Source organism: Mesorhizobium sp. NZP2077, from assembly GCF_013170805.1.
Classification (GTDB): Bacteria; Pseudomonadota; Alphaproteobacteria; order Rhizobiales; family Rhizobiaceae; genus Mesorhizobium.
Genome location: NZ_CP051293.1, coordinates 4583054 through 4602510, shown reverse-complemented (window position 1 = coordinate 4602510; position 19457 = coordinate 4583054). Strand labels below are relative to the sequence as shown.

27 protein-coding genes are annotated in these 19457 nt (G+C 61.7%); 14 read left to right on the top strand and 13 right to left on the bottom strand.

Annotation, left to right across the window (positions count from 1 at the left end):
- Window positions 1–2: 2 nt before the first annotated feature.
- Together HGP13_RS23010 and HGP13_RS23005 are read left to right on the top strand one after the other, a co-directional pair.
- Window positions 3–770, top strand: coding sequence for an alpha/beta hydrolase (locus HGP13_RS23010; protein WP_172229287.1), 768 nt, complete (start codon window positions 3–5; stop codon window positions 768–770).
- A 51-nt stretch (window positions 771–821) separates the two neighbouring features.
- The gene (locus HGP13_RS23005) at window positions 822–1163 is read left to right on the top strand and encodes a hypothetical protein (protein ID WP_172229285.1); all 342 of its coding nucleotides are present in this window, start codon (window positions 822–824) and stop codon (window positions 1161–1163) included.
- On the opposite strand, the gene speB is transcribed toward HGP13_RS23005, so the two are convergent.
- Both speB and HGP13_RS22995 read right to left on the bottom strand, forming a co-directional pair.
- Window positions 1156–2127 carry an agmatinase gene (gene speB / locus HGP13_RS23000; RefSeq protein WP_172229283.1) on the bottom strand — a complete coding sequence of 324 codons (972 nt, stop codon included), beginning with the start codon at window positions 2125–2127 and terminating at the stop codon, window positions 1156–1158. The two genes, HGP13_RS23005 and speB, sit on opposite strands and share 8 nt — an antisense overlap.
- Window positions 2128–2249: 122 nt before the next feature.
- Window positions 2250–2855, bottom strand: coding sequence for a hypothetical protein (locus HGP13_RS22995; RefSeq protein ID WP_172229281.1), 606 nt, complete (start codon window positions 2853–2855; stop codon window positions 2250–2252).
- Window positions 2856–3001: 146 nt separating this feature from the next.
- Between HGP13_RS22995 and cysE the strand changes: the two genes are divergently transcribed.
- Together cysE and HGP13_RS22985 are read left to right on the top strand one after the other, a co-directional pair.
- Entirely contained in the window at window positions 3002–3850 is an 849-nt protein-coding gene (gene cysE, locus HGP13_RS22990; protein WP_172229279.1) for a serine O-acetyltransferase, read from the top strand.
- Window positions 3851–4005: 155 nt separating this feature from the next.
- A complete protein-coding gene (locus HGP13_RS22985; protein ID WP_006200852.1) occupies window positions 4006–4209 on the top strand; it encodes a DUF3126 family protein in 204 nt (67 codons plus the stop codon).
- A 57-nt stretch (window positions 4210–4266) separates the two neighbouring features.
- Here HGP13_RS22985 and HGP13_RS22980 read toward each other — a convergent pair whose 3' ends face one another.
- Window positions 4267–4998: a hypothetical protein gene (locus HGP13_RS22980; protein WP_172229276.1), complete on the bottom strand. Its 732-nt coding sequence runs from the start codon at window positions 4996–4998 to the stop codon at window positions 4267–4269.
- Between the two features lie 117 nt (window positions 4999–5115).
- Between HGP13_RS22980 and HGP13_RS22975 the strand changes: the two genes are divergently transcribed.
- Both HGP13_RS22975 and HGP13_RS22970 read left to right on the top strand, forming a co-directional pair.
- Entirely contained in the window at window positions 5116–5451 is a 336-nt protein-coding gene (locus HGP13_RS22975; protein ID WP_172229274.1) for a hypothetical protein, read from the top strand.
- A 19-nt stretch (window positions 5452–5470) separates the two neighbouring features.
- A complete protein-coding gene (locus HGP13_RS22970) occupies window positions 5471–5998 on the top strand; it encodes a gamma carbonic anhydrase family protein (RefSeq protein ID WP_172229272.1) in 528 nt (175 codons plus the stop codon).
- A 38-nt stretch (window positions 5999–6036) separates the two neighbouring features.
- Here HGP13_RS22970 and HGP13_RS22965 read toward each other — a convergent pair whose 3' ends face one another.
- The 5 genes from HGP13_RS22965 to HGP13_RS22945 all read right to left on the bottom strand — a co-directional run bounded on the left by HGP13_RS22965 (window position 6037) and on the right by HGP13_RS22945 (window position 9879).
- On the bottom strand, window positions 6037–6597 hold the full coding sequence (locus tag HGP13_RS22965) for an ankyrin repeat domain-containing protein (RefSeq protein ID WP_172229270.1): 561 nt from the start codon (window positions 6595–6597) through the stop codon (window positions 6037–6039).
- 103 nt (window positions 6598–6700) lie between these two features.
- Window positions 6701–7468, bottom strand: a complete 768-nt coding sequence (locus HGP13_RS22960) for an NYN domain-containing protein (protein WP_172229268.1) — start codon at window positions 7466–7468, stop codon at window positions 6701–6703.
- Window positions 7469–7656: 188 nt separating this feature from the next.
- Window positions 7657–8265 (bottom strand): transglutaminase-like cysteine peptidase, encoded by a 609-nt coding sequence (locus tag HGP13_RS22955; protein WP_172229266.1) that lies wholly within the window; start codon window positions 8263–8265, stop codon window positions 7657–7659.
- Window positions 8266–8509: 244 nt separating this feature from the next.
- On the bottom strand, window positions 8510–9127 hold the full coding sequence (locus HGP13_RS22950; protein ID WP_172229264.1) for a PilZ domain-containing protein: 618 nt from the start codon (window positions 9125–9127) through the stop codon (window positions 8510–8512).
- A gap of 119 nt (window positions 9128–9246) precedes the next feature.
- Complete coding sequence (locus tag HGP13_RS22945) at window positions 9247–9879, bottom strand: PAS domain-containing protein (RefSeq protein WP_172229262.1); 633 nt, start codon at window positions 9877–9879, stop codon at window positions 9247–9249.
- A 405-nt stretch (window positions 9880–10284) separates the two neighbouring features.
- Here HGP13_RS22945 and HGP13_RS22940 point away from each other — a divergent pair, with 405 nt between their 5' ends.
- Both HGP13_RS22940 and HGP13_RS22935 read left to right on the top strand, forming a co-directional pair.
- Complete coding sequence (locus HGP13_RS22940) at window positions 10285–11043, top strand: rhomboid family intramembrane serine protease (protein ID WP_172229260.1); 759 nt, start codon at window positions 10285–10287, stop codon at window positions 11041–11043.
- A gap of 88 nt (window positions 11044–11131) precedes the next feature.
- The gene (locus HGP13_RS22935; RefSeq protein ID WP_027051720.1) at window positions 11132–11563 is read left to right on the top strand and encodes a CBS domain-containing protein; all 432 of its coding nucleotides are present in this window, start codon (window positions 11132–11134) and stop codon (window positions 11561–11563) included.
- 46 nt (window positions 11564–11609) lie between these two features.
- Here the strand turns inward: HGP13_RS22935 and HGP13_RS22930 are convergent, their stop codons facing one another.
- Window positions 11610–11867, bottom strand: a complete 258-nt coding sequence (locus HGP13_RS22930) for a YjhX family toxin (protein ID WP_172229258.1) — start codon at window positions 11865–11867, stop codon at window positions 11610–11612.
- 281 nt (window positions 11868–12148) lie between these two features.
- Between HGP13_RS22930 and gatB the strand changes: the two genes are divergently transcribed.
- From gatB to HGP13_RS22915, 3 genes are all read left to right on the top strand, one after another.
- On the top strand, window positions 12149–13648 hold the full coding sequence (gene gatB / locus HGP13_RS22925; RefSeq protein WP_172229256.1) for an Asp-tRNA(Asn)/Glu-tRNA(Gln) amidotransferase subunit GatB: 1500 nt from the start codon (window positions 12149–12151) through the stop codon (window positions 13646–13648).
- Between the two features lie 4 nt (window positions 13649–13652).
- Window positions 13653–14144, top strand: coding sequence for a GNAT family N-acetyltransferase (locus HGP13_RS22920; protein WP_172229254.1), 492 nt, complete (start codon window positions 13653–13655; stop codon window positions 14142–14144).
- Window positions 14145–14297: 153 nt separating this feature from the next.
- Window positions 14298–14996, top strand: a complete 699-nt coding sequence (locus HGP13_RS22915) for an AIM24 family protein (RefSeq protein WP_172229252.1) — start codon at window positions 14298–14300, stop codon at window positions 14994–14996.
- A gap of 65 nt (window positions 14997–15061) precedes the next feature.
- On the opposite strand, the gene panC is transcribed toward HGP13_RS22915, so the two are convergent.
- Both panC and panB read right to left on the bottom strand, forming a co-directional pair.
- Window positions 15062–15913 (bottom strand): pantoate--beta-alanine ligase, encoded by an 852-nt coding sequence (panC, locus tag HGP13_RS22910; protein ID WP_172229250.1) that lies wholly within the window; start codon window positions 15911–15913, stop codon window positions 15062–15064.
- Window positions 15910–16758, bottom strand: a complete 849-nt coding sequence (panB, locus tag HGP13_RS22905; protein ID WP_246707462.1) for a 3-methyl-2-oxobutanoate hydroxymethyltransferase — start codon at window positions 16756–16758, stop codon at window positions 15910–15912. Before panB ends, panC begins: the two co-directional genes overlap by 4 nt.
- A 240-nt stretch (window positions 16759–16998) precedes the next feature.
- Here panB and HGP13_RS22900 point away from each other — a divergent pair, with 240 nt between their 5' ends.
- The 3 genes from HGP13_RS22900 (at window position 16999) to HGP13_RS22890 (ending at window position 18616) form a co-directional block, all read left to right on the top strand.
- A complete protein-coding gene (locus HGP13_RS22900) occupies window positions 16999–17397 on the top strand; it encodes an NADH:ubiquinone oxidoreductase subunit NDUFA12 (RefSeq protein ID WP_172229246.1) in 399 nt (132 codons plus the stop codon).
- Between the two features lie 159 nt (window positions 17398–17556).
- Window positions 17557–18153 carry a DUF2155 domain-containing protein gene (locus tag HGP13_RS22895; RefSeq protein WP_172229244.1) on the top strand — a complete coding sequence of 199 codons (597 nt, stop codon included), beginning with the start codon at window positions 17557–17559 and terminating at the stop codon, window positions 18151–18153.
- Between the two features lie 76 nt (window positions 18154–18229).
- Window positions 18230–18616, top strand: a complete 387-nt coding sequence (locus HGP13_RS22890) for a hypothetical protein (RefSeq protein ID WP_172229242.1) — start codon at window positions 18230–18232, stop codon at window positions 18614–18616.
- Between the two features lie 25 nt (window positions 18617–18641).
- Here the strand turns inward: HGP13_RS22890 and HGP13_RS22885 are convergent, their stop codons facing one another.
- Complete coding sequence (locus HGP13_RS22885) at window positions 18642–18824, bottom strand: RNA polymerase sigma factor region1.1 domain-containing protein (RefSeq protein ID WP_172229240.1); 183 nt, start codon at window positions 18822–18824, stop codon at window positions 18642–18644.
- A gap of 13 nt (window positions 18825–18837) precedes the next feature.
- Complete coding sequence (aat, locus tag HGP13_RS22880; RefSeq protein ID WP_172229238.1) at window positions 18838–19455, bottom strand: leucyl/phenylalanyl-tRNA--protein transferase; 618 nt, start codon at window positions 19453–19455, stop codon at window positions 18838–18840.
- Window positions 19456–19457: the final 2 nt, after the last annotated feature.

Genomic DNA, 19457 nt, shown 5'->3' with positions numbered 1-19457 from the left:
CGATGCAGTTTTTTTCCCATGACGGGTTCGATCTTGCCTTCCTTGACCGCCAGCCGGCGTCGGGTGGGGGCGATCCGGTGCTCATGATCCACGGCTTTGCCTCGAGCCATTATGTCAACTGGGTGTCGCCCGGCTGGTTCAAGACGCTCAACGATGCCGGCTATCGTGCCATCGCCTTCGACAATCGCGGCCATGGTTCCTCATCGAAGAGCTATGACGAGGCCGATTACACGCCAGCGAAAATGGCATCGGACGCCGCCGCACTGCTCGATCATCTCGGTATCGAACGCGCCCATGTCATGGGCTATTCGATGGGCGCGCGCATTGCGGCGTTCCTGGCCTTGTCCGATCCGGACAAGGTGGCGACGCTGGTCTTTGGCGGCCTCGGCATCGGCATGATCGACGGTGTCGGCGATTGGGATCCGATTGCCGCGGCCCTGCTTGCCGACGATCCGGCCGCCACCACCGATCCACGCGGTCGCTCTTTCCGCGCCTTCGCCGACCAGACCCGCAGCGATCGCCGGGCGCTCGCCGCCTGCATCGCTAAGTCGCGCGAGCTGCTAAGCGAAGACAATATTGCCCGCATTGCCCAGCCGACGCTGGTCGCGGTCGGCACCACGGACGACATTGGCGGCTCGCCGGACGAGCTCGCCGCCTTGATGCCGAACGCCAGGGCTTTCCACATCAAGGGCAGGGACCATATGCTGGCGGTGGGCGACAAGACCTTCAAGCAGCGCGTGCTGGAGTTTTATGCTGAATATCCGCTTTGAGCGGTGAGCCGGGGGGCAACAATGGCACAATGGGGAAGAAGCACGGCGGCCATGCCTGGCGCCGTGACTCGCGGCCAGTTCGGCAAGCGTTCGGTCACACTGGCATTGGCGGCCTTCACGGCGGGAGCGCTTGCCATCGCCATAATGGTGGCGATGCCGAGCGATACATCCCAGTCGGTCCAGAACGTCGCCACCGGGTTCTTCATGGCCGTGTTTCTATTGGCGGGGCCGCTGGCACACGTCACCGGGTTCGTCTTCGGCATCATGGCGCTGGCGCGTTCGAACGACAGTCGCTCACTCGGGCTGCTGGGCATTATCCTCAACGGGTTGTCGGTGGCGGCGGGGCTGGCCATCCTCGCGGCAATGGCGTCGACCATAGGCGCCTTTACCTGACGTTCCGCGCTCTCGCGACTTGAACCGACTTCGCCAGCACGCACAGCAGCTCGAACATCATCGTCGCGCCTGCCAGCGCCGTCATGCCGGCAAGATCGAATGGCGGCGCCACTTCCACGACATCGGCGCCGACAATGTTCAATCCGTCGAGCAGTCGGACCATTTCCTGCGCCTCGCGGGTGGTGAAGCCACCGAGCTCGGGCGTACCTGTTCCCGGCGCCATCGACGGATCGATGCAGTCGATGTCGAAGGTCACGTAGGTCCGTCCCGTTCCGGCGATGGCGCGCGCTTCTTCCATGACGCTGGCAGCACCCCGCCTGACGAACTCTTCCATGTAGATGATGCGAATGCCCTGGGCGACCGCCCAGTCATGCTCGCCGGGCTCGTAGATCGAGCCGCGAATGCCGATCTGCACGACACGCCCGGGGTCGAGCAGGCCCTCTTCGATGGCGCGGCGGAAGGGCGTGCCGTGCGTGTAGGGATTGTCGCCGAAATAGCGGTCATTGGTGTCGGAATGCGCATCGAAGTGGATCATGCCGACTGGACGATCCCTGGCGATGGCGCGCAGCACCGGCAGCGTTGTCAGATGGTCGCCGCCGGCGGACAGTGGAATGGCGCCTGCCGCCACGATATCAGCGATGCCGTCCTCGATGCGCTTCAATCCGTCCATCAGGTTGATCGGATTGACCGAGAGATCGCCGACATCGGCGACATTGGCGATGCTGAACGGTTCGGTCCCCGACACGTGGTGGACGCGCCGCATCAGGCTCGACTGGTTGCGGATCTCGCGCGGGCCGTGCCGCGCGCCGGCGCGGTTGGTCGTGCCGCCGTCCCACGGTATGCCGACCAGCGCGATGTCGAGCCCTTCGGCGCTCGCCACCGCCGGCAGCCGCATGAAGGTCGACAGCCCGGCAAAGCGGGGAACGGCCGAGGCGTCGACCGGTTGGAAGAAATTGCTGCTCATGATGTCGGCACCTCAGAAAAATTCACGTTTGACGATTTCGGCGATACGGCTCGCGCGCCCGTCGAGCAGCCAATGGCCTTTTGGGGCCACATGCAAGCGCGGTGAGGGTTCCCGGCGAAAAGTCACGAGGGCTTTTGTAGGCTCTCCAGCGATCGCGCCATGTTCAGCCTGGCCTGCGGCTCGAAGCGCTGGCGAAATTCCTCGGTGTGGAAGATGTGCGGGCGGGCCAGGAAATCCTTCAGCACGGCACCCCGTCCGGCACGCCACATCGGTTCCTCCACCCAGTCATATTCGCGGCGAACCGCGCGCTCATAGGCGTCGAACGCATCCGGTGCGGCACCCAGGATCGACAGGTCCATGTCAAGGAAGATGCTGGCGTCGCGTGTGGCCGCCGCGTCGTCGAACCGGGGCAGCTGGTGCGTGGCGGTGGCGAGGATCATCGCGCTGATGCGGCTCAGCCGCCCGGTATCGGTACGACCCGCGAGCTTCTTCTCGGCAAGGGCGGCGCTTCTGGCCTCATTGTCCTTGGCCTTGCTGTCGTAGATGGCATCGTGAAACCAGATCGCCGTTTCGACGGCTTCCGGATCGCCGAGCAGGGTTCGATAATCGCCGGCCAGCGCCAGCATCGCCTCGATATGGGTGAGGTTGTGGTAGTGGCGGTCTTCGGCCCGATAGAGCACTGACAACTCGGTTTTCAGAGCCGGGTCGATCAAGGGTTCGTTTTCCATGGCGGCTTGAATTCCTGCGAACCAAATCCATTTGACACAGCACTAAGGAAAATTGAGTTCAATCGTGCTATGATCTGGCTTATATGTGCGGCCAGACAGCAGGCAAGCACAACAGGCAAGCCAGCAGGACGCAGGACGAGACGTCGATGAACAGCATCAGCATTTCCCGCCACAGCGCGTTGCAGCCGGTCGATCCGATCTGGCGTTCGATCCGCGACGAGGCGATGGACGCGGTCAACCGCGATCCGCTTCTCGCCGCGTTCCTCTATTCGACGATTCTGAACCAGGAGAGCCTAGAAGAGGCTGTCATCCACCGGATCGCCGAGCGGCTTGCCCATCAGGATATCGGCTCCGATCTCATCCGTCAGACCTTCAAATCGATGCTGGCTGACGACAAGGACTGGCCGACAACCGTGCGCGTCGACATCCAGGCTTATTACGACCGCGACCCGGCCTGCGACCGCTTCATCATGCCGGTGCTGTATTTCAAGGGCTTTCACGCCATCCAGACCCATCGGCTGGCGCATTGGCTATGGAACCAGGGCCGCAAGGACTTCGCGCTCTATTTGCAGAGCCGCTCGTCCTCGGTCTTCCAGACCGACATCAATCCGGCCGCCCGCATCGGCAAGGGCATCTTCATCGATCACGCCACCGGCCTCGTCGTCGGCGAGACAGCGGTCATCGAGGACGATGTATCGATCCTGCACGGCGTGACGCTGGGCGGCACCGGCAAGGCCGGTGGCGACCGCCACCCCAAGATCCGCCGTGGCGTGCTGATCGGCGCGGGCGCCAAGATTCTCGGCAACATCGAAGTCGGTCATTGCTCAAAGATCGCGGCGGGCTCGGTGGTGTTGTCGCCAGTGCCGCACAACAAGACGGTTGCCGGCGTGCCGGCCCGCGTCGTCGGCGAGACCGGTTGCGACCAGCCTTCCCGCCAGATGGATCAGCTGCTGCCGTCGCAGTCGATGGACCAGGTGGTCAGCTTCGATATCTGATTCTTTCGCGCCGGCGCGCTGACCGGCGTTGCTGCGATTTTGCCCGGCGGCGCTGTCGCTTCCGGTGCAATACGGCCGGCTTGCCTTTACATCGCCATTGTCGACGTGCCAGAAGCGCCCTTCAAACCAGCAAGCCCGATGATCGGAGAAGACTGTTGAAGCCGGACGAAATCAGAAAGCTGGACGCCTATTTCAAGCGCGTCTTCCAGAACCCCAAGCTTGAGGTCAAGGCACGGCCGCGCAAGGAAGATTCGGCCGAGGTCTATGTCGGAGACGAGTTCCTCGGCATCGTCTTCAAGGACGAGGATGACGGCGACTACAATTTCTCGATGGCGATCCTCGACATCGATCTGGCCTGAGCCGCGGCAAGCCGATGGCAGGCCGCGCCGAGCGCGGCCGGCCTCGGCATCTATCAGTCAATGTCCGGGCTTCAGGATTCGCCCGGCTTCTGCAGTCATCGCCGCGTCGAGCGCCTGCCAGTCGCCAAGGAATTCCTTGGGGAAACGGTAGGTGAGGCTGAGATCGTCGCCGACATGGATGTCCCGCTCGCAGGGCGCCAGCGATTGACCGGCACTCGGCCCGCTCAGACAGCGGGCCACGAAAGGGTCCTTGCCCGCGCGCTTGCCGACCACCAGCACTTCGTTCAGATAGCCTGATGTCTCGTTGAAACTGTAGACCGTCGTGCCGCCAGGGCCCGGAATGCCGGGCTGGACGATCAGCGCGCTGTAGATCGGCGCGAACCGGCCGCTCATGTCGCGTGACATCATCTGCTGCTCGAAGGACAGGAAGATGATCTTCCTGTTGGCTTCCGAATGATTGAAATCGTCGCGGGCCGCCTCGCTGTAGCCGTCCATCTCGGGATAGCGCAGATAGAGGTCGAGACGCGAGGCAACGCCGTCGCGCCGTGCCTGGTCGAAACGGATGAAATTGGCCGGCACGGAAATCACATTCTTGCCGATCACTACCTGGCGCACCGTGGTGTCGTCCGTATACCCCGCCATCGCGATCGAATGGCCGAACCATTTCCCGCCAAGGCTGATCGCTGCCGACAGCAGAGCAAGTGCGGCAAAGGCGTAGAACACCCGCCTCATCAGCGAGGAATCGACCACGGTGAATTCAGCGCCGTCGGCGATCGCTGCCTGCTTCATCTCGGTCCTCCATCCCAACCGCCATTCCGGTGTCCCTCGGCGGCACACATCGCGCGGCACGGCTCTTGCAGCCTTGCTGAAACGACTGTGCGATTTCATGGTAAATGGAAGGTTAAGATGGCTCAGATGGAACTCTTCCTGTTCGCTTTTGCCGTCGGGCTGACGGTCTGCGGGCTGACGGGCTCGACGATGGAACTGGTGTCGGGCCGCAAGGTCGCCTTTGCCGAACCCTATGTGTCGCCCGCGCATGTGCTGCGCTCGCTTATGGCTACGGCTGGCGCCGGGCCGTTCATGCTGGTCAACGCTGCCCTCGATGCCCGGCACGAGAAACGTATTTCGACAGTGGCGCTCCTGTCATGCGGCTGCACGGCGATTGCCTGGTCCCTGGCGCTGGGCATCGTCGTCCTCGCCATTGCCTCATGGACGATCCGTCTCCTAGGGTCCGGCATCTGAGACGATTCGGAGACCGACAATGCCGCTTTATGCGATCGACGGAACGGAGCCCAGCTTCGCGGATGCGAACACAAACTGGATCGCACCCGATGCGACGCTGATCGGCAACGTGCAGGTCGGCCGCAATGCCGGTTTCTGGTTCGGCGTCGTCATTCGTGGCGACAACGAACCTGTCGTCATCGGCGCCGACACCAATGTGCAGGAACACACGGTTATGCACACAGATCCCGGCTTTCCGCTGACCATCGGCGAAGGCTGCACGATCGGCCACCGGGCCATACTGCATGGCTGCACTATCGGTGACAACAGCCTGATCGGCATGGGCGCCATCGTGCTGAACGGCGCCAGGATCGGTAAGAATTCGCTGGTTGGCGCCGGCGCGCTGGTGACCGAAGGCAAGGAGTTTCCGGACAATTCGCTGATCGTCGGCTCGCCGGCCAAGGCGATCCGGGTGCTGGACGACGCCGCCGTCGCCAGGCTGCGCGGTTCGGCCGCGCATTACGTCGCCAACGGCAAGCGCTTCAAGGCTGGGCTGACGAAGGTCTGAGGCCAACTTTGGCCAATCCGCGCGGTTTCAGCGCCCACTCATTGTCCGTGAGAGCCACGCCCGGCCATCACATCGCGCAACAATGACGCGCCAATTTCAAAGCCGGCAATGTCGGCTTCCTCGGCGGCTGTTGTATAGTGGTCGATGCGGGTTTTGAGCGCAGGATCAGCGCCCGCCGCCAAAAGCATGCGAATCGCGTCGGCGCTACGAATGGCCACCGAATAGTGAAGCGGCGTGCAGTCGTTCACGCCCCGCATGTTGGGATCGGCGCCAGCCTCGATCAAAAGATGGACGATTTCCAGTCGGTCAGCGCGGTCAGTGGACAGCGCCGCAATGATTGCCGGAAACCCGCCGTGATCCCCGTAGTTCGGATCCGAGCCCGCACCCAGCAAGGTCGAGATGAAGCTGACGGGGCTCCAATAGATCGCATATTCCAGCGGATGTCCGAGGCCGAGTTCAAACGGCATGCGCTCGTCGAACCAGCGGGGCGAACCGCCCAGGGCTTTGCCAAGGCCATCGAAGTCGCCGGCCTTGAAGGCATCGTCGATAGCCTTGAACAGGCGATGGCGCTCGCATCGATCTTCCGGGATTTCCAACATCGCCGTGATACAGGGGACGAAAGCAACGGCCGATAGTGCCTCGATCTGCTGATCGTGGAAAGGGAGGGTTTCGGATGCGCTTGGTGGCTGCGACCCCTGGACGTCAAGCGCCTACTGCTGAGCGGATTTGTTTTTTCCCTTTTTTGCCGGGCGTCGGCTTGATCCGTATCCGCATGGCTCCCCCTTTGGGAGCCTCGATTTCGAATTCGGCTGTGCTCCTCACCAGGTCACTTAGTTTGCTGAAACCATAGGTGCGAGGATCAAAATCGGAGAAGAGGTTCGAGAGCTGCTTTCCGAATGTGCCGAGCAGCACCCAACCATCTTCACTGTCCATTTGGCCGATGACTTTCTTGAGTATGGGCAGCGCGGCACTAGACGATCGAAGCGGCTTCGAGGCGGGCACGGTATCCGGGATGTTCGCCGGGCCACGCAGAAGGTTTTCAGTGTAGATGAACCGGCGGCAAGCCTGCCGAAAGCTCTCCGGGGTCTTCTGCTCTCCAAATCCGAACACATCGACACCCTGTTCGCGTATGCGTGCAGCAAGTCGGGTGAAATCACTGTCGGAAGAAACCAGGCAGAAACCGTCGAAACGGCCGCTATGGAGCAGATCCATCGCGTCGATCACCAGCGTGATATCGGAAGCATTCTTTCCGGTGGTATAGGCGAACTGTTGCTGCGGAATGATTGCGTGCTTCGCCAATATGTCTGCCCAGCCTTTGGACCGAGGGCTGGAGAAGTCGCCATATATCCGGCGTACGCTAGCCTCTCCGATCTTCGCGATCTCCTCGAACAGACCGTCGGCAATCTTGGCGGAGGTGTTGTCGGCGTCGATAAGAACCGCAAGACGTGGTGATCGAGCTTCGGTGGGCATAAGACCTCCTGCGGCTGATATCTTCTGGAGATATGGCGACGCGAGCACACACCATGCCATCGAAATTGGATCAATTTTAGCAGCTGCCGCCAGAAATGGCGGAGCCGGCCCGGGGACGGGGCCGGCTCCTTTGACCCGGTCGTTGGGGACGGGGAGGGTGGGGACTCGACCGGGTTTCTCGTCACGTCCTAGCGGACGCTGGCGACCGCATCGGAACGGCCGTCATTGATCGTTACCCAAACGCCGGAATTCTCCGTCGATTGACGCTTGAGATAGGTGTAGTCGGTGTCCGTCCAGGACAGCACCTTGGTTTCCAGATTGTCGAGAATGAACTCGCCGAGGCTGGTGCGCACGGTCAGCACGGCGTGGCCGTCGCCATTCGGCTGACGCGCAACCGTCATCAAGAGATCGCCCGCCGGCACGCCCGCGTCCATCAGTTCGCGGCGCTTCTCCAGCGCGTAATCCTCGCAGTCGCCATAGCCATTGTCGGGATAGGCCCAGTACTCCTCGACACCATAGTTTTCCATGTCGGTGCGCGGCTTGATACGGATGTTGACCGTATTGTTGATGTTGATGATCGTCGCCCAGAGCTTGCGGCTCAGGTCGACCGGCGCGCCCTTGGGCGTCCTCTCATTGCATTCGCCAGGAATGCGCTGGCAGAATTCATAATGGCCAACAGGCTGCGTGGTACGTCCGCCGGTGTGCATATAGGCCGGTCCCGCGGCATATGCTGATCCCCAAGCGGAAAGCTGCATCGCCATTGCCATCAGCAACAGCTTGCCCCTCGTTCTTTTCATTTTCTAGTCTCCCCGTTCGAAGGAGACATTGCCACGGCTGGATTTATTTGACGCAAAAGCGCGAAGCAGACTTTAAGTAAAACTCCAGTAGAATAAACGTAAAATTTGAATCATTTGAGTATTGAATTGTTTGGATTGCCGGAGTTCGGTGGGCGGGATGCGGACGGGTATCGATCGCTGTTGCCAGAAACAAAAAAACCGGCCACGAAGGGCCGGTTCGATTGGATGTCCTGTCCGGTCTCGCTCAGGCGCGCGGCGTGTTGAATTCGGAATCGAGCGTTTCGGGGCGCTGGATGACGGCGAATTCGATGGCGACGCCATCCTCGAAATGGCGAACGATCTGGCCGCGCATGGTGCCGAGCATGACCTGGACGCCGATCGCCGGCTTGACGTCGATCTCGACCGCCGCACCGGACAGCGACAGGTCGATGATCCGGCACTGGTACTGACGGCCGTCGGTGAGCTGCAGCACGCTGGTCGGATTGCGCGGCGCGACGCGCTCGTGGCGGCGGTCTTCGGGCAGGTCGAGCTCGTGCTTGTTGGCAAGCCAGGTCAACTGCGCCGCAAGCTTGTCCTTCTTGCGGTCGGATGCAATCACCGTCATGGCGAAACCGTCCTGCAAGGTCCGCGTGACGACGCCTTCGATGCGGCCGATATGGTCGATATAGGCGATGACTTTTTCGCCGGGCATGCCGATGCGGTCGGTGCGAAACGCAACGTTGCCGGGCGACATGTCGACAACCTGGCAAGGGTGCTCGGTGCGGTCTTCCAGCATGAATCGCCCGTATATCTTGACCCGGACGCGCTGAAAGTTACGCCTTTCAGCTTGGGACGGCGCGTAGTCGACCGCCGCTGACCTCATGACTGCCTACACCCCGTTTGGCATTCCCGCGCGTCGATGCGAAGGACTTCATCAAAGAAGTACAACAAAGCGGGTTAACAAAGGGGAAAAACGAGCCCGCCAGACCGTGCGATCATCAACTATTCCTCGCGCCCGCCGTCGAAGACGACGAGATGGCGGATGCGGCGCGCCCGGCCAAGCGCGGATATCGTATCGGGCGCCTCGAGTTCGGCTGGAACAAGCGAGGGAACGTCGATCGCCGGACGGTTGTTGATGAGCTCTTTCTCCGGATCGATGACACGGATCGAATCGATCATTGCGTCGGTGATCGGGTCGGCCCCCAGCCAGAACGGCTTTTCAACAGCGCTGACTACGCCGAGACAGCGCGGGTTTTCGATGCCACCGTCAAGCGGCAAGGCAAGCAATTCGAACTTGTTGGAGCGACCGTTGCGGCTGAAGCCCTCGAAGGTGATCAGCACGACGGATTTCTGGTCGAATACGCCGTGGATCAACTTCGAGACGAGCCGTTGATCCTTGTCGCGCCACAGCGAGGGAAAGGAGAACCCCTTGAGTTCGCGGCCATAGCAGGCACAGAGCCTGGTGCCGGCGAGGCGGAACACGGGTTGCCCGCGTGTGTCCTTTTCCAGGATGAACGTATCGGCCAGCAGCGACTTGATATCGGCCGGTTCGACTTCCGAGCGCTTCGGAGCAGGGCGTCCGTCACGCAGGCGATTCCAATAATGGAACAGCGTGATCGATCCGTTTTGTTTCATGGTATGCTGCTCCGCGCATTCTGTCGTCTGATGTCCCATCGGTGAACAGAAGGGCGCCCTCCGATGACTTACATGCGTTGCGGAGCAGGAAGCGTGCCAGCATCGTTAACACTTGTTCACGGGTCGGGGCCGTTAAGGTTAACAACTGGTTTACGTTGCGCCCGAGGGCGCCCCGTGGCACACCAAAACCACTCCAGAAGCGGTCGTTTCGCGACGATCGGCAGCACTTCAGTCAGAGTTTTAGGGGAGCAGGGGGCTCGACCGGCCGTTCAAGGGAAACCTTGGACGGCTTCTTTTTTGATTCGCGCTGGGGCGATTCGCCGTTTGCGGTTCCAATGACCGTGCTCTAGATGCTCGCTGGATCGAACCAGCCCAGATCGAACCAGCATCGAGTTGCCATTGCAGATGAGCGAACCGCAAGATCCTTCCGACGCCGAACAGGTCGAAAACATGCCGCCGCCAGCGCGCGAGCCGGTGTTCAATCTGCCGCCGATCATCCTGGCGGTGATCGGCATTTGCGCGGCCGTCTTCCTGCTGCAGCAATATGTGCTCACCGACGCACAGCAGATGACGCTGCTCTATGACGGAGCCTTCATCCCCGTCCTCTACACCGGACAATACGGCTTCGACTGGCTCCTGTTCACGCGGCCCTTCACCTATGCCTTCATGCATGGCGGTTTTGCCCATATTGCCATCAACATGGTCTGGCTGGCCGCCTTTGGCTCGCCTCTGGCCAATCGCCTCGGTGCATTCTGGTTCGCCTTGTTCTTCGCTTTCACCGGACTGGCTTCCGTCGCGCTCTTCTGGGCCATGCACCCATACGGTGAAGCGCCGCTGGTCGGCGCCTCCGGCGCCATATCGGGTATGATGGGGGCCGCGGCGCGTTTCGGTTTCCGCACCGACCGGTCGGCCGGCAAGGCGGCCTTCGCTGGTCCTGTGCTGCCGATCGCGATTGTCTTGCGTTTGCGCGGCGTCGTGATCTTCCTCGCCGTGTGGATGATCATCAACCTCGCCACCGGCTTGCTCGGCTTTGCCCCTGGAGTAGACGGACAAATCGCCTGGGAGGCCCATATTGGCGGCTTTGTCGCCGGCTTCTTTGGCCTGCGCTGGTTCGACAGGCGATGGCAGCCGCCCGAGTGGGAAACCCCCGACCGCCGCACTTGAAATGCAACCGATCACGGCGCACGATGTTCACTCTCATGTGAAAGCCGGTCAGGGCAGGAACCGGCAGGCAAAAGCAGAGGAGGACGCCATGACGGTTAAGGCAATTCTGGAAAGAAAAGGCCACGACGTGTTGACGCTCGGGCCGAACGAAAAGCTCAGCGAAGCCATCCGCATCTTGGCCGAACACAAGATCGGTGCGCTGGTCATCACAAACGGTGATCGCAAGATCGTCGGCATCCTGTCGGAACGCGACATCGTGCGGGTCGTCGCCAAGGAAGGCGGTGCCGCGCTCGATATAGCCGTGCGTTCGGCAATGACGCCGAAGGTGAAGATCTGCAATGAGAACCACACCGTCAACGAGGTCATGGAGATCATGACCAGGGGCCGGTTCCGCCATCTGCCGGTGGAAAAGGACGGCCTGCTCGATGGCATCGTCTCCATCGGCGACGTGGTCAAGCGACGCATCGAGGATGTCGAACGCGAGGCGGACGAGATCAGGGCCTACATCGCCACCGCCTGAGTGGTGAAGGAACCGCCGGCCGGAGACCCGACCGGCGGACCCATTTCTATCTGTTGTCGAGTTCGGAGCGGACGAGTTCGAGTCCGCGCCTGGTGATGCGGTAGGCACCGCCGCCCGACGACGAAACCGCCTTCTTGCGTTTCAGCTTTCGAAACAGATCGAGATCGACGCCGGGATGATGCCAGCCATCGCGGGTCAGGCATTTGACGGAGGCGATCCGTTTCTTTTGGTTCTTTTCGATTTCAATGCGTCCGCCCTGCGCAAGCAGGTGCAGGATGCGCTGTTCAGTGCGCGAAATATCCATTGGGAGAGTTTCCGGGAAAACAGAAAATACCGCCGCCGCGAAAGCTTCGCGGCACGGGGTTTCAGGTTTTCTGCCCTGCCTCGCTACGAGGTCAGGGCCTTACCGGGACTGAGCGTAAGTGGACATCCACTCTCCATTGGGATCGGCGTCCTATAGGCGAAAGCGGCTGAAAAGGCCAGTCCGTGGCTTTGCGCTTGTCTCTTTTGGCGGTTTGCACTAGCGAGAATGCACACCAGAATATGCATTCGCGCATACTCAGCACTTTCAATATGTAGGCCGTCATGTCCCTCATCGATACCCGCACGCCCGACGCAAAACGCCTGATCCCCGGCGCCACCGGCGACTGGGAAATCATCATCGGGCTCGAAGTGCACGCGCAGGTCATCTCGGAAGCAAAATTGTTCTCCGGCGCCTCGACCGCCTTCGGTGCGGCCCCCAATGCCAATGTCAGCCTGGTCGATGCGGCAATGCCGGGCATGCTGCCGGTCATCAACGAGGAATGCGTCAAGCAGGCGATCCGCACCGGCCTTGGCCTGAAGGCGCAGATCAACCACAAGTCGGTTTTCGACCGGAAGAACTATTTTTATCCCGACCTGCCGCAGGGCTACCAGATTTCGCAGTTCAAGCAGCCAATCGTCGGCGAGGGTACTGTGATTGTGTCGGTCGGCCCCGACCGTCAGGGTGAGTTCGAGGACATCGAGGTCGGCATTGAGCGGCTGCATCTGGAACAGGATGCCGGCAAGTCGATGCACGACCAGCATCCGACCATGTCCTATGTAGACCTCAACCGCTCCGGCGTGGCGCTGATGGAGATCGTCTCCAAGCCTGACTTGCGTTCCGGCGATGAGGCCAAGGCCTATGTCACCAAGCTGCGCACAATCATGCGCTATCTCGGCACTTGCGACGGCAACATGGATGAAGGCTCGCTGCGCGCCGACGTCAACGTCTCGGTACGCCGGCCCGGTGGCGAGTTCGGCACACGCTGCGAGATCAAGAACATGAACTCGATCCGCTTCATCGGCCAGGCGATCGACTATGAGGCGCGCCGTCAGATCGCCATCCTGGAGGACGGCGGCAAGATCGACCAGGAGACGCGGCTGTACGATGCCGTCAAGGGCGAGACGCGCTCCATGCGCTCGAAGGAAGAAGCTCACGACTACCGCTATTTCCCCGATCCCGACCTTCTGCCGCTGGAATTCGACCAGGCCTATGTCGATGCTTTGGCCACAGGACTGCCGGAACTGCCCGATGACAAGAAGGCGCGGCTGATCTCCTCGCTGGGTCTCTCGACCTACGACGCTTCGATCCTGGTGTCGGAAAAGTCGATCGCCGACTATTTCGAGAAGGTGGCCGCCGGCCGCGACGGCAAGCTCGCCGCCAACTGGGTCATCAACGATCTGCTCGGTCAATTGAACAAGGCTGGCAAGGATATTGAAAATGCTCCGATTTCGCCCGATCAGCTCGGCGCGGTCATCGACCTGATCAAGGATGGTACCATCTCCGGCAAGATCGCCAAGGACCTGTTCGAGATCGTCTGGAATGAAGGCGGCGATCCGCGCCAGTTGGTCGAAAGCCGTGGCTTGAAGCAGGTCACCGACACCGGCGCCATCGAAAAGGCGGTCGACGAGGTGATCGCGGCAAATCCAGACAAGGTCGAACAGGCGCGCGCCAAGCCGACCATGGCCGGTTGGTTCGTCGGCCAGGTGATGAAGGCGACCGGCGGCAAGGCCAATCCGCAGGCGGTCAACGACCTCGTCAAGGCCAAGCTCGGCATCGAGTAAGGCCATGTTCGTCCGCACTGCAGGCGAACGTGACCTTGATGCAATTCGAGCAGTACTGGTCGAAACCTGGCATGCGACCTATGACGCCATCTACGGCGCCGCCAAGGTCACCGAGATCACCGACGAATGGCATTCGATCGCCTCGCTGAAGGCGCGGCTGATCAAGCCGAACAGCGACTTCCTCGTCGCCGACGACGGCAAGCGTATTAGCGGCGTGGCTTTCGCCGAAGGCATCGACGGCGGCAAGACGGTTGTCCTGCGGCAGCTTTACGTGCTGCCCAGCCTGCAGGGGCGGGGCATCGGCGGCATGCTCCTCGACGAGATCATCGAAAGTTTTCCAGAGGCCAACGCCATCCGTCTGGAAGTGGAAGCGCGGAACACGCGCGCCATCGCCTTCTACGAAGCCAACGGCTTCGTGCGAACCGGCGCCGCCGGTGAGCACACCGCTGCCCCCGGCGAGCCAACCCTGGTCTATCGCCGGCCGCTTGCCGGCTGATCGCTTCGGCGCACCTGTCTGGATCACCTTCGCGCGAGCGGTGCGGCAAGGGGTCGTTTTCGTTTGACGGCCCAGGGGTCACACACCAAGCTGCTGCAGCTGACCGTGCGGAAGCCGGAATGGGCTGGCGCGCAAGGCGGCGAGGGGGAAACCATGCCAAGCTTGCCGGAACTGATGCCGACACAGGTGTCGGATGAAACCTTTGGTGGCGTCACCTACCACATAGCGGGCGAACTGGTGCCCGTGCTTTCGGTCGATGTGACGCAAATGCCCGTCTATTTCGAACACCACATCCTGTTGTGGAAGAACTCCACCATCACCATCGGCCTGAAATCGCTGAAAGGCGCGCTGAAACGCATGATGGCCGGCATGCAGATCTTCGTCACCGAGGCGTCGGGGGCGGGCATCATCGCCTTCAGCCGCGATGGACCTGGCCACATCGTGCCGATCCATCTCAGTCGCGGCGAGGAGATCCAGGTGCGCGAACACCAGTTTCTCGCCGCCACCGGCAATGTCGACTATACGTTCGAGCGCGTGCGTGGCCTGGCGACGATGCTGTTTGGCCAGAGCGGCTTCTTCATCGACCGTTTTCGCGGCGATAGCGGCGACGGCATCGTCTGGCTGCACGGCTACGGCAATGTGTTCGAGAAAACGCTTGCCGCCGGCGAGACCATCGACATCGAGCCGGGTGGCTGGCTGTTCAAGGATGTCTCGGTCAGGATGGAAACCAAGATCGACCGCCTGTCGAGCGGCTTCTTCGGCGCCAACATGAATTTTATCGTCAACCGCTTCACCGGCCCGGGCCGGGTCGGCATCCAGTCGATGTACCTGCATATGCCGACTGAGGAGTAAGCGCGTGCCGGAAATCTCGGATGGATGACGCGCCAGGGGACAAAGCGTGGCGTAGCCCAAGCCGCTCAGGCGACGGGAACTTCCACATTGTCGATCAGTCGCGTCTTGCCAAGCCAGGCAGCGGCGAGCAGGCGCCCCACGCGGTCGCGGCGCCAAGGCGCCAGCGTCAGGCTTTCGCGAGCCTCGACATAGTCGATTTTCTGGAAGCCGGCGGCGATCAGGGCGCGGCCGGCCTCACCGGTCGCGTCATCTTGGTGTGCGCCTGACGCCAGTGCCGCCGCCGCCTTGTGCAGGATCACGTTGAGCTGACGGGCAACCGCGAGTTCGGCTTCGCCGAGATAGGCGTTGCGAGACGACATGGCGAGGCCATGCGCGTCGCGTATGGTCGGTGCGCCGATGATCTCGACAGGCAGGTCAAGGTCGCGGCATAGCTGCCTGACGACGCAAAGCTGCTGGTAATCCTTCTCGCCAAAGACCGCATAGTCGGGCGTCGCCTGCAGAAAAAGCTTGGCCACCACGGTAGCGACGCCTTCGAAAAAGGTCGGGCGGAAGTCCGATTCGAGCCCGGCGGACGGCCCGCCGACCGAAATCCCCGTGGCAAAGCCGGCGGGATACATCGCGCCAACCGCCGGCGTGAAGGCAAGATCGGCGTTGACCGTCGCCAGCATATCCAGGTCGCGTGCGAGCTGGCGTGGGTACTTGTCGAGATCCTCGCTCGGCGCGAACTGCGTCGGGTTGACGAAGATCGACACCACGCAACGTTCGGCTTTTTCCCTGGCGATCCTGATCAGGGAGAGATGTCCCTCATGCAGAGCGCCCATGGTTGGCACCATGGCGACGCGCAGGCCATCGCGCCGCCAGTCCCGGATATCGGCACGAAGTGCGGCGACGCTATCGACGACCTCAGGCCGACTCATGCCTCATCTCCGCCATTGGTGCCCGAAAAGACTTTTGAGCCTGAAAATACATGGGCGGGGCCGGGGAAAGTCCGGCTTCGCACCTCCGATGCGTAGCGCTCGGCTGCGTGCGCGATCACGCCGCGCAGATCGGCGTATTCCTTGACGAATTTCGGCACGCGGTCGACGGTCAGCCCAACCATGTCGTCGATGACCAGGATCTGGCCATCGCAGTCGCCGCTGGCGCCGATGCCGATGGTCGGGATGGCGATGCGGCGTGTGATGTCGGCAGCGACCGCCTCGATGGTGCCCTCGATGACCACGGAGAACGCGCCGGCTTTTTCAACGGCGAACGCGTCGGCCATCAGCGCCGCGATAGCCTCGTCCGTGCGGCCCTTGATCTTGTAGCCGCCATCCTTCTCCACCGATTGCGGCAGCAGGCCGATATGGCCCATCACCGGAATGCCGGCGGCCACGATCGCCGCGATCTGACCGGCCATGTCGACGCCGCCTTCGAGCTTCACCGCCTGGCAGCCGCTCTCGCCAACGATGCGCCGCGCCGAGGTTACGGCCTGATCAGCCGAATCCTCATAGCTGCCGGCCGGCATGTCGACGACCACACAGGCCCTGGCCGAGCCGCGCATCACGGCTTGCCCATGTGCGATCATCATCTCGAGCGTGGCGCCAAGTGTCGTCTCATGGCCATGCAGCACCATGGCGACGCTGTCTCCGACCAACAGCAGGTCGACATGCGGATCGAGCAGGCGAGCGACCGGATAGGTGTAGGCCGTCAGGCAAACCAACGGGATACCGCTCTTGCGGCGGCGAATCAGCTCGGTGCCGATGCGAATGTCGGTGGTCGGCAATTTTGTGGCCAATCGTCACCTCCTTCGGCCCATGGCTGGATTGGATATCCGCATGGGCGCGCTGAGCTTTAGAAAGAGCCGAAAGGCTTGGCAAGCGTGCATCCTGCCGCCTCTCGGGATCACAGGCTTGTGTCGGGTGCCTGGCGCGCCATTTGCGCGCTCCCTGCGGCAAAACCCTTGCCTTCCCGAAGGCCTGACGCCATAAGCAGGAAGCAGCGCCGCCAGCGCGAGGGTTCTGAGATGAAGACTTTCCTGACGCAGTTTTTCACCTGGTGGAACAGCCAGACGCTGGGAACACGCCTGCACACCTGGCGGTACGGCAAGAGGGTCGGCCAGGACGAGGTCGGCAATGTCTATTACGAAGGCGGTATCGATTCGGAGGGCCGCACGCGGCGCTGGGTCATCTACCGCGACTATTCCGAAGCTTCGGCCATTCCGCCTGGCTGGCACGGCTGGATGCATCACCGTGTCGACGTCGCGCCGCCGAGCGAAGACTACAAGCCGCGGGAATGGCAGAAGTCGCATCAGCCCAATCTGACCGGCACGCCGGCGGCCTATCGCCCGAAAGGTTCGGTGCTGACCAATCAGCATCGCCCGCAGGTCACGGGTGACTATGACGCCTGGACGCCCGGGTCATAACGGCCCCTGGATGTAAGGGCGCCCCGACTTGTCACAGCACGAAGTGCAGGCCGGTCCTTTATCGCCACAATTGGTGTTTAGCTGCTTGCTGATCAGAAAACGGCGACTAGCCTTGGCGATCGACGGAATCACCCGGGCGCGAACCACCGGTACCCCTATATGAGCTTTTTCAACCTGATATCGACGGGCGGTCTGACGCTAGCCGCCAGCCTCGCCATCAGCACCGCCGCCTTTGCCGCTTCGCCCACACCGGCTGCACCCGCACCGGCGGCGTCAGCTGGATCGGATCGCATCACCAACCCGGTTGCCGAGTTCGCCGGCATCGACAAGATCACTGGCCGTATCATCACCTTCGACGTCTATATCGACGAGACGGTGCAGTTCGGTGCTTTGCAGGTGACGCCGCGCGTCTGCTATTCCCGGCCGCAGACAGAGGAGCCGAAGACCGATTCCTTCGTCGAGGTCGACGAGATCACGCTCGACCGCAAGATCCGCCGCATCTTCACCGGCTGGATGTTCGCCGAAAGCCCCGGGCTCAACGCCGTCGAACATGCCGTCTATGACGTCTGGCTGAAGGAATGCAAGCAGAAGTCGGATGTGCCGGCGCCAGACGCGACCAAAGCCGGCGCCACCAAGGCTGATGCTCCGAAGCCCGCCGCGACCAAAGCAGCCGCCGGCAAGCCGAAGCCCGCGGCCAGCCCGGATGTTGACCAGCCCGATCCCACGGTACCGGACGACACCACCGGCACCAACTGATCCCTCTTGGAACCGTCGTGGCCACCATACGTTGGGCCACTGACACCGCGCATCGATGCGCCCGGAGGATATTTCGATGTCAGACAGCAAGCGGATCACGGCGAGCAAGAAAGAGTTGCTCGAACTCGAAAAAGGGTTCTGGACAGGTGATGCGGCCTACTACGCGGCCAATGCCGACACGGAATGCTTGGTGGCCTTTCCGAAGATGGCACAGGCAATGGACAATGCGGACTTGGCCAAGACCGCAACCAAGCCCAACCGCTGGCGCGACCTGAAGATAGACCTCAAGGGGATAATCGAGCCCGGCAGCGACATCATCATGCTGACCTATGAGGCGCATGCGACGCGGGAGAATGGCGAGCCCTATGCGGCGCTGGTCAGCACCGGCTATGTCCATCGCGTCAACGGCTGGAAGATGATGTTCCATTCGCAGACGCCGCTGGAGACTGCAGCGAAGAGCTGATCATCTGGCTGGTCAGACGGATCGCTTACTCGGTGATGGATATACCGTGCTCGGAGAGAGCAGCCATTATGTCTTCGATCTCGGTGGAACTGAATTCCCGCTTGGGAAGCAGTTGGTCGAGCTGACCCATTGTGACGTCTCTGCCCTCTTCGATCAGCGCTTGAACAATTGGCTGCATATCCGCTCGAAGGTGGTTTTCGCTCGACATCGAAGCTCTCCAGTCACGGAAAGAAGACCGCTTCACCCTTCAACGCATCGGCGAGCATTTTCTCGTACTTGCCGCGTGGCACATCGACAGCGCCGAAGCGCTTGAGATGCTCGGTGGTGAACTGCGTATCAAGTAGAGCGAAGCCGCGTGCCTTCAAGCGCTCGACGAGATGCACGAGGCAGGTCTTCGATGCATCCGTCGCCTTGGAAAACATGCTTTCGCCGAAGAACACCCGTCCGAGCGACACGCCATAGAGGCCGCCGACCAACTTGTCCTCATGCCAAGCCTCTACTGAATGGCAATGGCCCATGCGATGTAGTCGCACATAGGCCTCGCGGATCGGCGCGTTGATCCAGGTCGAGCGGCGCTCCTCGCGTTTTTCGGCGCAGCCGTCGATCGTCGCCTCGAAATCGAAGTCGAAACGGATGTCGAACAGGTTTTTGCGGATCACCTTCCTCAAGCTTTTGGGCGTGTGGAAGCCGTCGAGCGGGATGATGCCGCGCGTCTCCGGCCGCACCCAGAACACTTCTGGGTCGCCGGCGCTTTCGGCCATCGGGAAGACGCCCGAGGCGTATGCCTTGAGCAGGAGGTCGGTGGGGATGCGATAGCCGGGCGCGTAGGGGCGGGTCATCG